Annotated in this window: 14 protein-coding genes and 1 other RNA gene; 8 read left to right on the forward strand and 7 right to left on the reverse strand. The window is 36.4% G+C overall.

Features of this window, described 5'->3' with window-relative positions:
• Positions 1-51: 51 nt before the first annotated feature.
• The 5 genes from smc (at position 52) to AABK36_RS13070 (ending at position 7,188) form a co-directional block, all read left to right on the forward strand.
• Entirely contained in the window at positions 52-3,552 is a 3,501-nt protein-coding gene (gene smc, locus AABK36_RS13050) for a chromosome segregation protein SMC (RefSeq protein WP_309938481.1), read from the forward strand.
• Between the two features lie 6 nt (positions 3,553-3,558).
• A complete protein-coding gene (locus AABK36_RS13055; protein WP_309938480.1) occupies positions 3,559-4,140 on the forward strand; it encodes a Maf family nucleotide pyrophosphatase in 582 nt (193 codons plus the stop codon).
• Positions 4,141-4,320: 180 nt separating this feature from the next.
• On the forward strand, positions 4,321-5,289 hold the full coding sequence (locus AABK36_RS13060; protein WP_309938479.1) for a Smr/MutS family protein: 969 nt from the start codon (positions 4,321-4,323) through the stop codon (positions 5,287-5,289).
• 321 nt (positions 5,290-5,610) lie between these two features.
• An RNA gene (gene rnpB, locus AABK36_RS13065) (RNase P RNA component class A) lies at positions 5,611-5,966 on the forward strand.
• Positions 5,967-6,024: 58 nt separating this feature from the next.
• Entirely contained in the window at positions 6,025-7,188 is a 1,164-nt protein-coding gene (locus AABK36_RS13070) for a sigma-54-dependent transcriptional regulator (protein ID WP_309938478.1), read from the forward strand.
• Between the two features lie 52 nt (positions 7,189-7,240).
• On the opposite strand, the gene AABK36_RS13075 is transcribed toward AABK36_RS13070, so the two are convergent.
• The 3 genes from AABK36_RS13075 to AABK36_RS13085 all read right to left on the reverse strand — a co-directional run bounded on the left by AABK36_RS13075 (position 7,241) and on the right by AABK36_RS13085 (position 9,194).
• A complete protein-coding gene (locus AABK36_RS13075) occupies positions 7,241-8,002 on the reverse strand; it encodes a lysophospholipid acyltransferase family protein (protein ID WP_309938477.1) in 762 nt (253 codons plus the stop codon).
• Positions 8,003-8,067: 65 nt separating this feature from the next.
• On the reverse strand, positions 8,068-8,520 hold the full coding sequence (gene dtd, locus AABK36_RS13080; protein ID WP_309938476.1) for a D-aminoacyl-tRNA deacylase: 453 nt from the start codon (positions 8,518-8,520) through the stop codon (positions 8,068-8,070).
• A complete protein-coding gene (locus AABK36_RS13085) occupies positions 8,517-9,194 on the reverse strand; it encodes an NAD(P)H-binding protein (RefSeq protein WP_309938475.1) in 678 nt (225 codons plus the stop codon). Before AABK36_RS13085 ends, dtd begins: the two co-directional genes overlap by 4 nt.
• A gap of 94 nt (positions 9,195-9,288) precedes the next feature.
• On the opposite strand from AABK36_RS13085, the gene AABK36_RS13090 reads away from it, so the two are divergent.
• The 3 genes from AABK36_RS13090 (at position 9,289) to AABK36_RS13100 (ending at position 13,393) form a co-directional block, all read left to right on the forward strand.
• On the forward strand, positions 9,289-9,885 hold the full coding sequence (locus tag AABK36_RS13090) for a ribonuclease HII (RefSeq protein WP_309938474.1): 597 nt from the start codon (positions 9,289-9,291) through the stop codon (positions 9,883-9,885).
• A 133-nt stretch (positions 9,886-10,018) separates the two neighbouring features.
• Positions 10,019-11,977, forward strand: coding sequence for a hypothetical protein (locus AABK36_RS13095; protein WP_309938473.1), 1,959 nt, complete (start codon positions 10,019-10,021; stop codon positions 11,975-11,977).
• Between the two features lie 153 nt (positions 11,978-12,130).
• Entirely contained in the window at positions 12,131-13,393 is a 1,263-nt protein-coding gene (locus AABK36_RS13100) for a porin (protein ID WP_309938472.1), read from the forward strand.
• A 64-nt stretch (positions 13,394-13,457) separates the two neighbouring features.
• On the opposite strand, the gene rseP is transcribed toward AABK36_RS13100, so the two are convergent.
• The 4 genes from rseP to AABK36_RS13120 form a co-directional block, all read right to left on the reverse strand.
• On the reverse strand, positions 13,458-14,774 hold the full coding sequence (rseP, locus tag AABK36_RS13105) for an RIP metalloprotease RseP (protein ID WP_309938471.1): 1,317 nt from the start codon (positions 14,772-14,774) through the stop codon (positions 13,458-13,460).
• Positions 14,775-14,798: 24 nt separating this feature from the next.
• Complete coding sequence (locus AABK36_RS13110) at positions 14,799-15,971, reverse strand: 1-deoxy-D-xylulose-5-phosphate reductoisomerase (RefSeq protein ID WP_309938470.1); 1,173 nt, start codon at positions 15,969-15,971, stop codon at positions 14,799-14,801.
• 89 nt (positions 15,972-16,060) lie between these two features.
• Positions 16,061-17,560 carry a GH3 auxin-responsive promoter family protein gene (locus AABK36_RS13115; RefSeq protein ID WP_309938469.1) on the reverse strand — a complete coding sequence of 500 codons (1,500 nt, stop codon included), beginning with the start codon at positions 17,558-17,560 and terminating at the stop codon, positions 16,061-16,063.
• A gap of 135 nt (positions 17,561-17,695) precedes the next feature.
• Entirely contained in the window at positions 17,696-18,010 is a 315-nt protein-coding gene (locus AABK36_RS13120) for a hypothetical protein (protein ID WP_309938468.1), read from the reverse strand.
• Between the last annotated feature and the right edge of the window lie 14 nt (positions 18,011-18,024).

Raw genomic sequence — 18,024 nt, forward strand, 5'->3', positions numbered from 1 at the left:
TTAAAAATTATCTTTATAGATTATTAACTAACACGACTAGCTTTTTTAACTATGCTTCTGACCAAATTAGAGATCAAAGGCTTTAAGAGCTTTGCTGATAAAACTGTCATCAATTTCAATGAAGGCATCACAGGTATTGTCGGACCCAATGGCTGCGGCAAATCCAATGTTATCGACGCCATTCGCTGGGTTCTGGGTGAGCAGAAAACCAAAGCCCTTAGGTCGGAGAAAATGGAGAACATAATTTTTAACGGCACAAAAAACAGAAAAGCGGCTCAAATGGCAGAAGTCTCCTTGACTTTCATCAACAACAAATCAATACTGCCGACCGAGTACAACAACATAACAATCACACGAAGATATTATCGCACTGGAGACAGCGAGTACGAACTAAACGGAGTCAAATGTCGACTAAAAGATGTGACGAATTTATTCCTTGACACTGGAATAAACTCTAATAGCTATGCCATCATAGAACTTAAAATGATAGATGAACTCCTCAATGATAAAGAGAATTCGAGACGAGGCTTGTTCGAAGAGGCCGCAGGCATCTCCAAGTTTAAAATCCGAAAAAAGGAAACTATAAAAAAACTTGAAGGAACAGACAAAGACATTGAACGCATAGACGATATACTTTTTGAAATAGAAAAGAATATGAAATCGCTCGAGCGTCAGGCCAAGCAAGCAAAAAAATATTTTGACCTTAAAAAACAATACAAATCCACCAGCTTAATTCTCGGCCAAAAAAAACTCAAAGAATTCGAGTCGAAAACAATTACTCTGACCAATAAACTATCGGAAGAAGAAAATCTCCAAGTTCAACTAGCCAAAAAAGCAGCTCAATGCAATGCGAGCCTTGAGCAGATGAAAACAGATATTCTTATCAAGGAAAAGAATTTAAACTTCAGACAACGAACATTAAATACTCATACAGGCAAAATATATGAGCTTGAAAACAATCAAAAAATAAAGCTTGAAAGGCAATCCTCCATCAAACAACAGTTAGATCAACTACACATTCAAAAAGAAAAAACAGAAACTGAAAAAGAAGAATTTAAAATTGAAAAGCAATCAATTGCAATGCAATTGGAAAGTCTTCAAAAAATAAATGCTGAACATTCTATCTCCCTCGAAGAAAAAAAGTCCAAACTAGGCAAACTCAAAGAGCTCATCAATGAGAAGAAGATAAAATTTGATTCTCAAAAAGAACTTCTAAACAGTCTAGAAAAACAATATTTTGATTTAGTCAAAGAAAAAGATATTCTGGAAATCAAAAAACAACAAAAAAGACTGGAAGCTGAAAGCATGTCCGAGCGTTTTCAAACAATTGCAAATGAAAAAACTCATTATTCAGATACTCTCAAGGAATTAAAACATAAAGTTCAAGAAGACACTGAATTATTAAACAAGATGTTTGTTAGGCAAAAAGCAATCAATGAGGAAAAAGCCAACGCTACAATAGACAAGGAAAGACTACAAGATTTAAAAATTCAATTAGAAAAGAATTTCGCTGTAAAAGAAAATGAATTTAATCTTCAAAAAGAATTATTTGAAAAACTGGAAGATTATCCGGATTCTGTAAAATTCATATATGAACATCCTGAATTGGAAGGCAAAGTGCATCTTATTGGAGATCTCATTCAAGCAGATTCCGACAATGAAGCATGGCTGGAAGAGCTGCTTCAACCATATCTCAATTTTCTAGTAGTTGATAGCCATGTTACAGCTCGTACTGCAATCAATTTGCTAAATAAAGAAGGAATTGGCAAAGCAACTTTTATATCCGTGGACTCATTGAAAGATATCAAAAACAATAATCTTGATATCAGTAGCCAAAAAATTAAAATCAGGGAAAAGCATCTTCCGATTCTGCAAAGGATATTATCCTCTTTTCAGACGACAAATGAAGATAGTTTTCAAAAAATAAATGGTGGCTTCCAATATGGATATATATTTCGAGGCGGAAGCGAAACTTCAACAAATCAAAGCTCCAAGATTGGCAGAAAAGCGAAGCTGGAAAGCATGACTAATGAGCTTAAGAATCTTGAAAAGGAGATGTCAAGCATAACTACTCAACTTAAAAACTGCCTAGAAAAGCTAGAAGAACTTGACAGAAGATCATTAGTAGAGCTTATAAACTCAAAAGAAAGAGAATTAGACCTTCTTAATAAAGAAATTCAACTGCATAAAGCCAAGGAAGGACAAATTGAAGAATCGTTTCAAAGCATTCAAATACATGAACAAGATCTACAGGATGAAATTATTGAACTAACAGAAAAGTTCGATCTCCTGCCCCCGAAAATCGAGCTACTCTCAACACAAATTAAAAAACATGAATACAATCTTCAATTCCTAGAAGAAGATCTTTCAATTGAGAATGACAGTCTTTCTGTAATAGAAAAAGAGTATTCCGAAGCTAATATCACTTTCATCCAAGCAGAAAGTCAAACAGAATCTTTGCATCAAAAAGAATCATTTCTTACAAATCAAGAATCAAAAATCAAGAGCCAGCTAAAGGAAATAAACGACAAACAAGAAGAACTGGAACAAGACATGCTTGCCCTTAACGACATACAAGAGACCGATTATGAACAAATCAATCAATTGAAGTTAGAGCAAGAAGAAATAGAAAATGGAGTAAAAGAATCTGAAAAAGAATATTTCAATTCTCGTAACGAGCTGGAAAAAACCGATAATGAACTTAAAAGCATTCAAAAGAAAAGGGATATCAACAACCACATCCTAGGAGAGCTTCGCGAGGAATTGAATCAATTCAACTTGCAAATGCAATCTGTCATAGATCGATTACAAATAGAACTTGGCATTGACGCACAGCAAATACAAAACACGACTGATTCAGAGCTTGAAAACAGCGAATTTTACACTTTGGCGATTAAAGACTTGGAACACTTAAACTCGAACATCAAGTCTCAAATTGACAAAATGAACAATATTAATCCAATGGCTTTGGAAGCTTTTGAAGAAATCAAAGAGCGACATTTGTTTATCAACAATGAGAGGCAAGACTTGATTGACGCCAAAGAAACGCTGTTAAAAACTATCGAAGAAATAAACGAAGTTGCTCAAACAGCGTTCACATCCGCATTTCACAATATCAAAGACAGCTTCATCAAAGTATTCAGAACTCTGTTCACGGCTGAAGATGATTGCGACCTTACACTGACAGATCCTAATCATCCATTAGAGTCAAAAATAGAGATTATCGCCAAGCCTAAAGGAAAACGCCCATTAACTATCAATCAATTATCTGGTGGAGAAAAGACATTGACGGCGATTTCCTTGCTATTTGCAATCTATTTACAAAAGCCAGCCCCCTTTTGTATTTTTGATGAAGTTGACGCTCCTTTGGACGATGCCAACATCGACAAATTCAACAATATTATTAAAGAGTTTTCCAACCAGTCACAGTTCATCATAGTAACCCACAACAAGCGTACTATGGCTAGCACTGAAATTATGTATGGCGTGACCATGTTGGAACAAGGCATATCCAGAGTAATACCTGTAGACTTAAGAGAACTTAGCGCCTAACAAACAATGAAAACATTAGAAATAATACTAGCGTCTCAATCACCAAGACGTAAAGAAATATTAGAAAAATCGGGATTTGAATTCAGCACTATAAGTTTAAATGCCGATGAAAGCTTCCCTTCAGACATGCCAGCAAAAGAAGTTGCGAAATATTTGGCTGAAAAAAAAGCATTGGCTTTTAAAGGGAATCTAGAAAACAAAATCCTGATCACATCGGATACAATTGTCATCTGCGACAACAAAGTGCTTGGCAAACCCAAAGACAAAAACGAGGCAAAACAAATGCTTAAAAGCTTGTCCAACAACACCAACCTAGTCATAACAGGTGTTTGCATAAAGACAAATGACGAAACGATAACTTTCGACGATACCACCGAAGTTATATTTCGAAGTTTAAACGATAGTGAGATTGACCATTATATTGACAAATACAAACCTTACGACAAAGCTGGAGCATATGGAATACAGGAATGGATCGGAATGATAGGCATTGAAAGAATCAATGGTTCATATTATAATGTAATGGGATTGCCTTCGCATAAAGTATATGAGGTGATAAAAAAGAAGCAAGACCAGAAATTTTCATAATGAAAATCCGATCTTGCTTTAACCCAACATTAACCTATACACGAAATTAAACAAAAAAAATACCATTAATAAACTTTTGAGTAAAAAAAAATCTAAAATTAGGTCAGTTGTACTAATTACAAGTATATTTTCCACATTTCAGATAAAATCAGACTCAAATTAAATAAAATAGTATCACAAATGAATATTGGAGATAAAGTAAGACTTTTGCATAGCAATGACGAAGGCATAATTTCTAAAATAAAAGGAAATATCATTGAAGTTGAAATCGAAGATGGCTTCCATATACCTGCGATGAAAAATGAAGTTGTCTTAATCACTAAAGAAGAAGACAAATACTTTGACGAACCCGAAGAAAACTCAAGCTCGTCAAACACCAAAAACAAGCCATTACCTCAGATTAAAGCAGAAAAGGGCATCTTCATAGCTTATATTGATAATGGAAACGATATTTTATCCGTATACTTCATCAATAATACTGATTACTCTCTTCTCTTTTCTTTCTGCGAAAAAATCAACCAAGCCAATAAAGGCATAGTTTCCGGAAAGCTTGAGGCTCGTAGCAAGACGAAAATAAAAGAACTCAACTTTAACAAGTTCGAAAAATGGACTCCATTATTTGTTAGATACATGATGCATTCCAATGACTTTTTCCCTCATACCTCTTTTTTTGAAAAAACCATCAAGTTTAAAGCTTCCACTTTTCACAAAAGCAAAGGCACAGCGCCAATATTGGGCCAGCCAGGACATATCATACAACTTGACGCGGACATAAGAGAAATAAAGCCGGAAGTGCTAAAAAGCAACATGATGGAAACCGAACCATCAAAAGAATCAAAAACAGAACCTACCGCAATAATAGAAAAGCCATCTACAGTAATTGACTTGCATATCGAAAAGCTAACCGACGATCATGGCAAAATGTCAAATTCCCAAAAACTAAAATTGCAACTTGAAACCTTTGAAAATAAACTGCACGATGCAATCGCTACAAACATGGATGAAATCACATTCATTCATGGTCTTGGAAACGGAACACTTAGAGACAATATTCAAAAAAGCTTAAGCAAGGCTGAAGATATCAAATATTTCGAAGACGCAATGAAGAATAAATTTGGTTATGGCGCAACTAAAGTAAAATTAAAATAAAGAACTTTTTAGAAAAAATTACATCGAGTCATTTTTTTCAACTTTGCACTTACTAGCTAGGCATGATCATTCTCTTTGTCATTTGAAAGCAAAAAAGAGCCAATCTGAATGTATATTATATTTTTTTTAAGAAATTTTAAAAAGTTTTACATTCAGATTGGTTACAATCCTTACATAAATCGAACTTAAACAAGTAAGTAGCAAATAGCTATTATTCGAACATTTTCATATTTTCAATACGTATTTAAACCAAAACAAGAAAATGATTACAAATTCATCGGAAAGTTTTCTTGAAGAAGAATAAGTCGTAGTTTTGCGTGATTTGCAAGTTGTCTTATCGCTCTTGGCTTGACCAAGTGAGGAAAGTCCGGGCAACACAGAGCATCGTACTTCCTAACGGGAAGGCATATGCCTAGCATGTGACAGAAAGTGCCACAGAAAACAAACCGCCTCATTGAGGTAAGGGTGAAAAGGCGAGGTAAGAGCTCACCGCTTGGCAGGCGACTGTCAAGGCAGGGTAAACCTTACGAGTTGAAAGGCCAAATATACCAGTGCTTGAGGGTTGCTCGCCCGATACTGGAGGGTAGGCTGATTGAGTCATTTGGCGACAAATGATCCAGATAAATGATAAGAACTCATTATGAGTACAGAACCCGGCTTATAGGCTTGCAAATTTTTTTCTTCTTCAAATGACTCCGACGAATTGCAGGATTTTTTCATCAAGACATTACTATTATGCCTAAAATTCTACTCGTCGACGACGAACGAAGCATCCGTTCAACCCTTAAAGAAATTCTTGAATACGAAAAGTACACTGTTGAGGAAGCTGAAGATGGCGAGCAAGCTATCGAAAAGCTGATTACGCATAAATACGACGCTGTACTGTGCGATATCAAAATGCCTAAACTTACTGGTGTAGAAGTGCTTGAAAAGGCAAAAAAACTTGATATCCAAACTCCATTCATCATGATCAGCGCGCATGGCACTATTGAGCTTGCTGTTGAAGCCACTAAAATGGGAGCTTTTAATTTTCTTCCCAAGCCTCCTGACTTGAACAGATTGCTCATCACTCTAAGAAATGCGCTTGAAAAAAACGAATTGGTAGAGGAAACCAAAGAATTGAAAAAGAAGATTGTAAAGGTGCAAACCAAAACAATCGTAGGCGAATCGCAAGCTATACAAAAGCTAAAAGAAACTATTCAAAAAGTGGGACCAACAGAAGCTAGAGTCTTAATCACAGGTCCTAATGGATCCGGGAAAGAACTTGTAGCCAGAGGAATCCACTCTGCCAGCAATAGAAACAGCAAACCTATAGTAGAAGTAAACTGCGCGGCTATTCCGGCAGAACTTATAGAAAGCGAGCTTTTTGGTCATGAAAAAGGATCCTTCACTTCAGCGATCAAGCAGCGCAAAGGCAAATTCGAAGTTGCCGATGGAGGCACATTGTTCTTAGATGAAATCGGAGATATGAGCTTATCAGCCCAAGCTAAAGTCCTTAGAGCTCTTCAGGAAAACAAAATAACCCGTGTTGGAGGAGAAAAAGAAATAAAGGTTAATGTAAGAGTCTTGGCGGCAACCAATAAAAACCTAAAAGAGGAAATTGAAAAAGGCAATTTCAGAGAAGATCTCTATCATAGACTTAGCGTAATTCTTGTAAAAGTTCCGCCATTAAGAGAGAGGCTTGACGATATTCCATTGCTAGCAGACAAATTTTTGCAAGACATTGCGAATGAATACGGGCAAGCCAAAAAAGAGCTATCTCTGGAAGCTATAGAAGAACTTAAGAACAATCCTTGGACAGGAAATGTCAGGGAATTGCGAAATGTCGTTGAACGACTTGTTATTATGTCTGATCAAAAAATTATCGCTGAAGATGTACTGCAATACACAGAAGCATAGATACTTTAAAAGGAGCCAGCTTTAAATTTAAACTGGCTCCTATTTACAACTATTACTTCTTACTTTCAGGTTCAACATGGAAAGCCATATTGTTTCGAGCATACATTTCTTCTTGAATCACATTATGAACTTGAATCTTTAATTTTTCAATGTCTTTCAAAGTCAAATCATTCGTATGAATTGGCTCATGATAGACAACCATATTCTTATGCCAACGCAAAGTAAAATCACCATGGTGTCCAGGAAGTATCTTCCAATTATATGGCAAAGTCACCGGAACAATGGGAATACCCTTTTCAATTGCAAGCAAAAACGCTCCATCTTTAAACGGCAACAATTCAGGCGATTGCTTTGAAATCGTTCCTTCTGGAAATATAGCCAAGTTATACCCTCTGTCAAGCGACTCTCGACAATCGTCCATAGCCTTTTTTCTACTTCTAGGATTTTTTCTATCAACTATTATATTCAACTTCTTATAGATGTATCCAAACACGGGGATTTTCACTAGCTCTATTTTCCCTAAAAACAACATCGCAAAAGGCCCACCACCCACAGCGGGTATATCCAAATAGGACGAGTGATTTGGGACAAACAAATACTGTTTATCTTTCTGAAGCTTTCCTTTATAAACTTTATTAATGGGCATGCCTATCAACCAAAACAAAGAAGTACCCCAAAATTGATACAACTCATAAGCATATCTTTCCAATGATTTAAACCTGATGTAAAGCCAAAAAAAAGGAAAAATCATCAGCATAATCCCTAAAAAAACAATTAGTCCATAAAAGGTATATATCTTCCTGATAATCTTCATTCAAATTAAATTTTTGTACACCATAAAAATAACGATCATGCCAACACATTGGTATTTGATCGCATTTATTTACGGTCTTTGGTATCAACTATTATCGTCACAGGTCCATCATTCACTAAGCCGACTTTCATATCCGCCCCAAACTCGCCAGTTGCCAATTTCCTACCCAGCAAACCTTCAAGCTCAGCTATGGTCTTTTCATATAACGGGATAGCAACATCAGGCTTTGCAGCTTTGATATAAGAAGGGCGATTGCCTTTTTTTGTACTCGCATGCAAAGTAAACTGGCTTATTAACAAGATCTCTCTTTCATGATCCAACAAGCTCTTATTCATTACCTCATTTTCATCAGGAAATATTCTCATATTGACGATTTTCTTTGCCAGCCACTGAATATCCTCATAAGCATCGGCATCTTCAATTCCCAATAGAATCATCAAACCTCTGCCTATCTCTCCCTTTACTTCTCCATCGATCTTCACACTTGCTTCCGAAACTCTTTGAATTACTGCAATCATTTTTCTTCTCCTTTCTCCATTAAAATATCTGATTCATATACCGACTCTCCCATACTTCCTTCCGAAGCTATTTTATGCATTGCCTTGGCGACAACCTCCCCTTCTATGCCTCTGTACTTTTTTAATTTCCCTATTAACAACCAGCCAATTGCTTTCATCGCAAATTTAGCAGAATCCTCTCCTACCCTTTCCTCTGACCTCTGTCCCATCAACAATGATGGACGAATTATAGAATACTTATCATAACCTAACTCTGAAATTGCTTTCTCCACTTTGCCTTTGATCTTATTATAATAAAATGAAGACTTCTCATCAGCTCCCATAGCTGAAATCAATTGAAAGCTACCTGCTTTGTACTTCAACCCTAACTTCGCCAATTCCAAACAATATTCATAATCCACTTTTTCAAATAAGTCTCTAGTCTTGGCCTTCTTAATTGTAGTCCCCAAACAACAAAACACCTCATCAATATTAGAACTCAACTCGACTTGAGCAAGCGAATCAAAATCAATCATGACAACTTCTAATTTATCATCAGATATTTCTAAAGGCTTTCTTGAAAGCACGATTACTTTATCGTAAGCATTGTCATCGATGATCAATTTCAGCAAATGTTCACCTACCAAACCTGTAGCTCCAGCCAGCAAAGCTGCTTTTTGACTTTTGGGCATCATATATTAATTAAAAGTTTCTATTCTTTAAATGGTAAAACACCACTCAATCATGTTTTAGTTTTTAAAAGTCTCTTTTCTGAACTAGATTTGCAAGATGTTGAAATCATTTTTTTCAGAAAATAAAATAGAGGCCGGTTGTGATGAAGTAGGAAGAGGCTGTCTAGCTGGCCCGGTAGTAGCCGCCGCGGTAATACTACCTAAAGATTATACGCACGAAATACTCAATGACTCAAAAAAAATCAGTCCTAAAAAACGAGCCCAGCTCGCTGAAGAAATTAAAAAAGACGCCATCGCATGGGCTATTGCCGAATCAACGGTTGAAGAGATTGACCAAATCAACATACTAAACGCGTCTTACCTTGCCATGCAAAGAAGCATTGACAAATTGGACAAAATACCGGAATTGCTTTTAATTGACGGCAACAGATACAAGCCTCATAATGAAATCCCCTATAAATGCATCGTAAAAGGCGATTCTAAATTTCTATCTATCGCAGCGGCTTCTATTTTAGCCAAAACATACAGAGATGAGCTAATGGAGAATTTAGCCGTTGAACACTCAGGATATGGCTGGGAAAAGAATGCAGGCTACCCAACCAAACAACATAGAGAAGGTATTGAAAAATTCGGGATAACTGACTGGCACCGCAAAACATTCAAACTATTCAAAGACAAAACGCTTTTTGATTAACTTATAGCCCCTAAAACTTTAACTACAGACAAAACCATGAATAATTCGGTTTCTTTTCTTTAATGTCAGAACGAATTTTGCATTTGATTCTAATTAAACTTATGCAAAATTCGATTTTTTATATACTTATTAATTGAACTTCAGAGCATTCATATTGACAATGTGCTGGGTATTCTCTTCCTCCCTTAGTTGGGGACAAGAGCACCCGCCTCAAAGAGTTGATTCTATTCCGGGATTCATAAATGATTCTATTAGAATCAACCCTTTAGTCAAGCCTCCTCAAGAGGTAAATGACATGCGAAGAACAAACAAGAAAATTCTTAGAGACTTAAAAAGCGAACAGTTCTACGATTCCCTATACCGTAAATCCCAACGGAATTTATTCACAAAAACACTATATGATCTGATATTCAAATCAGGCCAAAACCCCAGTGGAAAAATGAAGCTTGACTCAGTCATATCCATAGAAAGTGAAAAACCTTTTGCTCCTTATGAAGATCTTATCATAAACAATATTAGAATCAAAACTCTCAATATTTATGGTGGAAGCGTCACAGACACTACATACACCCCTTTATCATGGTTTGAAAAAACTGTCAATAGTCTTCATGTCACGACCAAGTCCTTTACGATCAAACAGAACTTACTATTCAAACCTGGTGATTACGTAAATGCCGTAAAACTCTCAAACAATGAAAGGCTTTTGAGACAACTGCCATTCATACACGATGCAAGGATATATATTGAGCCTGTCAAGGATTGTCCGAATGAAGTCAACATACTCGTAATAACCCAAGACAACTGGTCGATTCTTCCAGGGGGTAGTGTCAATGGCCGAACACGGTTTAGAGTATCATTAAATGAAAAAAACCTAGCAGGACTAGGCCACCAATTCAAAAACACAGCTTTTTATGATGAAGAGCGTGATCAAATGTGGGGTTATGAGGGAGACTACTATGTAAATAACATATTAGGGACATTTATCGATGGAAGAGTAACTTACAATAATCGATGGGATAGAAAAGGCATTATTAGCAATATAGAAAGGCCTTTTATTGTCAATGAAATTTCTAATGTCGGACAGGCGAAATTCGAACATCAAACTAGAGTCAATGACTTTTACTTTTACGAAAAAGATACGACTTACGATGACTTGACTTACGATTATTTAGAAACTGACTTTTGGTATGGACATTCATTTGGAATTATTCAATCCAGCTTAAAAAACCCTACTCAATTAATGATCTCAGCCCGAACCAAATACAGAACTTACCATACACGTCCTGAAGGCGTTTCAGCAGACTCATTATATTATTTTCATGATTCCAGAATCTATCTTTTTAGCATCAACTTCTTGAGAAGCAACTTTATCAAAGGCACGAGAATTTATGGTTATGGAAGAACGGAAGATGTTCCTTATGGATTCCAATTGACATTTACATCCGGTTATCAATTTCAAGAGTATGACCTTAATCGACCTTATACAGGTTTTTTATTCAGTAGATCTCTTTATCAACCCAATAAAGGGTATTTATATTATTCTTTCGCCATTGGCACATTTTGGAATAATGGCCAAATGCAAGATGGGGTTTTCTCATTTAACAACAGACTGTTTTCCAAATACATTAAATGGAGAAAATACGGGATTCGACACTTCTTCAATCTAAATTACACTTATGGAATCAATCAACTAGGTGAAGCCAGTATTACTATCAATAGAGATCAAAATCTCGGAGGAATTAAAACATCAAATAGAGCGGGTATACAAAGACTCACAGTCAACTATGAAACAGTATTGTTTTCTCCATCCACATACGCTGGTTTCCAGTTCGCTTTGTTTTCATTCGCGGATTTGGCTGTATTAGCTGATAGGTTTCCAATGAGAATAAGCCCAGAAGCGTACTTAGGACTTGGTTTTGGCGCAAGACTTGTAAATGAAAAGCTAATTTTCAGCAATTTTGAAATCAAACTTGCCTACTATCCTGTGATTCCAAAAGATGAAAGAAGCTTCATCGCTGATCTCGATTCTTATCCAGAACCAAGATTTGACAATTTTACAGAAGTAAAACCACGAGTCGTTCCATTCAGATAACATATTTTCTTGAAAAATTCGATTTCCTAATTTTTTAACCCATCCAAGTAATTTATCCCACAAGCTTTCGTTGCGATTATGATTATCCAAAAAAATTATGGATACAATTAAACAACTTAAATACTTGACAACTTGATAAATTTTTACAAATCAATGAATAGCTTTTCCAAAGCAGTCTGCTTGTTGGCTGTTTATGCTTTTTCAATAAACTTCGTCAACGGACAATATTTGAAGGATGAATCTTTTAATAATAAAAGCTATGAAAAAGCTGAAAAAAATATTGTCGAAAACAGAAAGTGGTATGATATCATAAAAATAAATGGTTACATACAAGCTAGATACAATGGACTGTTCGAAACAAACCCTGACTTGGCTGTGGAGCAAGCTGACAAAAACTGGGGCAAAGACAAGGGAATTTCATTTCGAAGAATTCGAGTAAAACTAAGCGGATGGCTTCATCCTAAAGTATACATGTATGTCCAAGGAGATTTCGCAAGCGAATTTTCACTTAAAGATGCATATGGGGATTTTTACGCTGACAATGAAAAAAAATTATGGCTGAGGGTTGGTCAAAGCAAAGTTCCGTACGGATTTGAGAATATGCAGTCTTCTCAACATAGAATCGTTTTGGACAGGAACGATCCTTTCAACAGCGCATTGAAAAACGAACGAGACATGATGGCTGTCGCTTACTACACTCCTGTTAAATTTCGAAAAGTGTATGATTACCTTAAGCGAAACAACTTAAAACACAGTGGTAATTATGGAGCTTTTGGCCTTGGCGTATTTAATGGACAGACAGCAAATACCCCTGATGAAAACGATGAAATGCATATCGTCGCAAGAACCTCATACCCCCTTATGTTGCCAAATAAGCAGGTTTTTGAGTTTATACTACAAGCTTATTCAGGCAATTATGTGGTAACAAATACTTCCGAAGGAGTTAAAACAACTATCATCAATAATGAAGGTCATGAAGAACTTATAGACGCAAATGGCGCTGAATTTGAAGATTCAAGGATTGGGGCAGGGGTTATTTGGTACCCTCAGCCTTTTGGTCTGCAAGCCGAATACAATATTGGTCGAGGTCCTGAATACGACCCAAGCACCAACACGATAAAAGTGCAAGACCTTCATGGTGGCTATATCATGGCAATGGGAAAAATAGATTATCGAGAGCATTCATTTTTCCCCTTTATAAGGTATCAGTTTTACGATGGAGGCAAAAAGTTCGAACTCGATGCTAGAAGCTACACTGTTGATGATTGGGAAATTGGTCTGGAATGGCAACCAATGGATGCTATGGAAGTTACCGCCATGTATGTGATTGCTGACAGAAGATATGAAGATGGAGAATTGCCCGAAAATGAAGAATCCGGCAATTTATTAAGACTTCAAATGCAACTAAATTTTTAATTCATTTTATAAAACAAAAAAGGCGGAACAAACTGCTCCGCCTTTAAAACCTTATCTTTTAGCACTATTTAAACAGCTTCCAAACATCATTTAAAATCACAAAAGCCATTAAGCTTAACAGAATAATCATTCCTGTTTTCTGAGCGATTTCCATGAATTTATCTCCAGGCTTTCTTCCTGATATCATTTCATATAAAAGGAACATCACATGTCCGCCATCCAAAGCAGGAATCGGCAACAAGTTCATAAAAGCCAAAACCATAGACAACAATCCAGTAATACTCCAAAATTTAATCCAATTCCATGTTCCCCCATAAATTTGAGCAATTGCGATAGGCCCTGAAAGAGAGCTTGCAGGATTAACCTCTCCTGTAACCATTTTCCACAAGCCTTTAGCATTAGTTACAACAACTTTCACTGCTCTATCAGTACCCACGACTACAGACTGGCCAAAAGTAAAATCCTTATGAGAAACTTGAAGCAAATCATTTGGATAAAAGCCCATTTTACCATCCTTATCAATCGGAATGCTCAATGTTTTCTCCTTTCCACCTCGATCAATCACAGCACTTACTGTTTTATCCTTATTGTCAGCCAAAACAGCTTGAAGTTGATTAAAATAAGTCGTCGGATGACCATTTACAGACAATATTTTATCCCCTTTCTCAAGACCTCCTTTTGAAGCTCCAGAACCCTTGATAACTTCTTTAACATCATATGGCGACAATGGAGTAACAAAGCCTTCCGTTTTAGATTTTTCAGCATATTGCTCCAGAAAGCCTTTAGGTATTTTAAGGTCAATCACTTTCCCATCTCTCTCTACCGTATAATAGCTATTATTTGAGATCAACACCTCTGGATCATAAACATCGCTAAAATCCTCAAAGTCTTTACCATTGATTTTAAGAATCTTATCTCCAGTCTTAAATCCAACCTCTTTGCCTAATGGCAGTGCTACTATCCCTTTTTTATTTACCTCATCTTTAGAATAATATGTTGATCCATTCATCCATGTCAACATAACAAAAATCAGAATACCAGTAATCACATTCACTATGATTCCACCCAACATAACGATCAACCTTTGCCAAGCCGGCTTTGATCTAAATTCCCAAGGCTCTGGAGGAGCTGCTAATTGATCTTTATCAAGAGACTCATCCATCATACCCGAGATTTTAACAAATCCTCCTAAAGGAATTAAGCTCAAGGCATATTCCGTTTCTCCCCATTTGAAGCTGAATATCTTTGGAGGAAAACCTATTGAGAACTCCTCTACTCTCATACCAAAAGCCTTTGCGGCCAATAGATGTCCCATTTCATGAACACCCACCAAGATCGAAAGTCCCAAAATAATCTGGGCTGCCATTACTAATATTTCCATATTGATAGTTTAATTTCTTCTTTTTTAAAAAATCTGCTTAACTTTTTCCTCAGCGACCAACCTTGTTTCTTGATCCGTTTGAATATAATCTTCCAAAGTTGGAGACTCTATAAATGATATTGAATTCATGCATGACTCAATAACATCAGACATTTCCAAAAACCCAATTTGGTCTTTCAAAAACTTCTCCACAACCACCTCATTGGCCGCATTCAAAACACAGGCGGTATTGCCTCCTTTATTCAAAGCTTCGTAAGCCAAACCTAAATTCTTGAATGTCTCCATATCCGGCTTCTCGAAAGTCAACTGGGGGTAATCCAAAAAAGAAAATCTTGGAAAGTCAGCCTTCATTCTATTTGGATAACCTAAGGCAAACTGTATAGGCAATCTCATATCAGGCAATCCTAACTGGGCTTTGATCGAAGAGTCTTCGAATTGAACCAAGGAATGAATAATCGACTGTGGATGAACCACCACATCTATTTGTTCTGGGCTTAAGTCAAAAAGCCATTTAGCTTCAATCACCTCCAAGCCTTTGTTCATCAAACTTGCCGAGTCAATAGTTATCTTCGCTCCCATTTCCCAATTCGGGTGTTTAAGAGCTTGCTCTTTGGCTACACTTGACAAAAACTCACGATTCTTACCTCTAAAAGGCCCTCCTGAAGCAGTCAAAATAATTTTTTCAATTGGATTATGGAATTCTCCTACCAAACATTGAAAAATCGCAGAATGCTCAGAGTCTACAGGAAAAATATTAACGCCTTTTTCCTTAGCTAATCTTGTTATCAGATCTCCCGCTACGACAAGTGTTTCCTTGTTTGCCAAGGCTATTGTTTTACCAGCCTCTATAGCTTTTATGGTAGGCAATAAGCCTGCATAACCAACAAGAGCTGTCAAAACCGTGTCAACGCTATCCATTTGAACAACTGAAGACAAGGCATTAGCACCGCTATATACTTTAATCCCTTGAGGGTCCAATGCATCAAATACCAAGTCGTATTTGTTATCGTCACCAATAACTACCACATTTGGCTTGTATTTCAATGCCTGTTTAATCAAAAGCTCAGCGTTGGAATTGGCAGTCAATACCTCTACTGAAAAATGATCCTTTTGTTGTTCAATCACCTCCAAAGTTTGTGTTCCTATAGAGCCTGTTGAACCAAGAATAGCTATTCTTTTCTTTATATTTTTATCCAAAATGAAATTTCGATTTATTCTTTACTTCCCTAAAATAGGAAATTAAAATTCGCAGTCTGCAAAAATAAAGATATTATTGAAATAATAAATTAATTCATAACATAGGATTGCATAGGATCTGCTATTTTACGATCATTTGACAATCTTGGGACTTTATTTTGACCTCCCAACTTGCCAATTGACTTCATATAATCTTGAAAAGATCCCTTCTTCAATGATTTTACCTCAAGCGGCCTTAAAACACTGCCTTCAATCAAATCATAATAATATGTATTCAATGTTTGCATTTGCAAATCCAAATGTTTGGCAAATGCATCAAGATTCTCAGGTTCTTTAGCAAATTCAACATACCATTCATGCAAAGGCAATCCATTATCAGGATTCACATTAGGAGCTACGCTAAACTCAACCACCTCTACTCCTTTAAACTTGTCCACTGCCGAACGCATCGCTTTTTCCACCTCTTCACCTATCACATGTTCACCAAACGCGGAAATAAAATGTTTAATTCTCCCAGTAACTACCAATCTATATGGATCTTTGGATACAAACTTCACTGTATCTCCAATGCTATATCCCCATAAGCCTGCATTGCTATTGATAATCAAAGCATAATTCTTGTCCAACTCCACTTCGCCAATAGTCAACCTGGTTGGTTTCTCATCAAAATATTCATCCGCTGGTATAAATTCGTAGAAAATGCCAGTATCCAACTGCAGCAACATTCCAGACTCTTTTTGCTTATCTTGAAACGCAATAAAACCTTCCGAAGCTGGATACAGTTCTATGGAATCTATCTCCTTTCCTATCGAGCCGAACAACTTCTCACGATAAGGCTCAAAATTAACACCGCCATATATAAATAGAGATAAATTTGGAAATACGTCTTTGACTTTTTGACCCGATGTATCTGAAATCTTATCAAAATACATTTGCACCCACGGAGGAATTCCTGAAATCAATCTCATATCCTCCGTTATCGTCTCTTCAACGATTTTATCAACTTTCGCCTCCCAATCCTCCATGCAATTGGTTTCATAGCTAGGCATTTGATTTCTTCTCAAATAATCTGGCACATGATGATTGCTTATGCCACTTAATCTACCTGTTAATATTCCTGCAACCGTCTCCAAAGTAGGCGAACCTGAAAGAAAAATCAGCTTGCCGTCCAAAAAAGAAGCATTACCTGTCTCATTCACATAATGGAGCATCGCATTGCGAGCGCAATCAATATGATTGGATATTGAATCTTTTGATATAGGAATATATTTCGAACCAGATGTTGTCCCCGAAGTCTTCGCTAAATATAAGGGTTTACCAGGCCAAAGAATATCTGACTTCCCATCTAAAATTGCATCCACATAAGGCTTCAAAGACTCATAATCTCGTATAGGCACGTTTTTTTTAAATGACTCATGATTATTAATTTTATCAAAATCATGATCTTGACCAAATTTTGTATTTCGAGCCTTATCAATCAATTCTTGGAAAACCTTATTTTGAGTTTCAACAGGTTTGGCCATCCATTTATTTTGCTTGTTCACTACCCAAGCTGCAACCAACTTGCTCAGAGAAGCTAAAATTCCCATAATAAATTTCTTTTTAAAAAATCAGACCTAAAGATAACGATAAGAAATAAAAAAGTCGGATAAGATGAACTCTTTATCCGACTAAAAAACTTTACTAACTGAACTTAACTATATTGCTGAACTATAAATTGCTAATTATAAATAATATATATCGACGCCGTCAACTTCCATCAAGAAATCAGCTGAAATCACATAAATCGCTCCATCCGCATCATCCTCTTTGCCTTTGAATACCAAATTGCCCTGATGATCATATATTTCGACATCTTTATCCATAAAGTTGTCTAATAATGGGTCGTTACCAAAGTACTCGTCATAAACCTCTAAAGCTTGACGATAGAGCATTTGCTGAGAATTCTTTTCTTTTGTATCAGCATTAACATTCATATATGCTATGGCCATCAAAACTACGACCGAAACTGATAAGGCTGTTTGTTTTAGGTTTTTCATAACTTCCTCATTTT

The sequence above is a fragment of the Aureibacter tunicatorum genome, assembly GCF_036492635.1.
In the GTDB taxonomy this organism is placed as follows: domain Bacteria; phylum Bacteroidota; class Bacteroidia; order Cytophagales; family Cyclobacteriaceae; genus Aureibacter; species Aureibacter tunicatorum.

Bases quoted from the DNA above. Each gene is read 5' to 3' on its own strand.
- AABK36_RS13085 (WP_309938475.1), bottom strand. From the start codon at position 9,194: ATGATGCCCAAAAGTCAAAAAGCAGCTTTGCTGGCTGGAGCTACAGGT.
- AABK36_RS13075 (WP_309938477.1), bottom strand. From the start codon at position 8,002: ATGAAGATTATCAGGAAGATATATACCTTTTATGGACTAATTGTTTTT.
- smc (WP_309938481.1), top strand. From the start codon at position 52: ATGCTTCTGACCAAATTAGAGATCAAAGGCTTTAAGAGCTTTGCTGAT.
- AABK36_RS13115 (WP_309938469.1), bottom strand. From the start codon at position 17,560: ATGGGAATTTTAGCTTCTCTGAGCAAGTTGGTTGCAGCTTGGGTAGTG.
- dtd (WP_309938476.1), bottom strand. From the start codon at position 8,520: ATGATTGCAGTAATTCAAAGAGTTTCGGAAGCAAGTGTGAAGATCGAT.
- AABK36_RS13100 (WP_309938472.1), top strand. From the start codon at position 12,131: ATGAATAGCTTTTCCAAAGCAGTCTGCTTGTTGGCTGTTTATGCTTTT.
- AABK36_RS13055 (WP_309938480.1), top strand. From the start codon at position 3,559: ATGAAAACATTAGAAATAATACTAGCGTCTCAATCACCAAGACGTAAA.
- AABK36_RS13120 (WP_309938468.1), bottom strand. From the start codon at position 18,010: ATGAAAAACCTAAAACAAACAGCCTTATCAGTTTCGGTCGTAGTTTTG.
- rseP (WP_309938471.1), bottom strand. From the start codon at position 14,774: ATGGAAATATTAGTAATGGCAGCCCAGATTATTTTGGGACTTTCGATC.
- AABK36_RS13070 (WP_309938478.1), top strand. From the start codon at position 6,025: ATGCCTAAAATTCTACTCGTCGACGACGAACGAAGCATCCGTTCAACC.
- AABK36_RS13090 (WP_309938474.1), top strand. From the start codon at position 9,289: ATGTTGAAATCATTTTTTTCAGAAAATAAAATAGAGGCCGGTTGTGAT.
- AABK36_RS13060 (WP_309938479.1), top strand. From the start codon at position 4,321: ATGAATATTGGAGATAAAGTAAGACTTTTGCATAGCAATGACGAAGGC.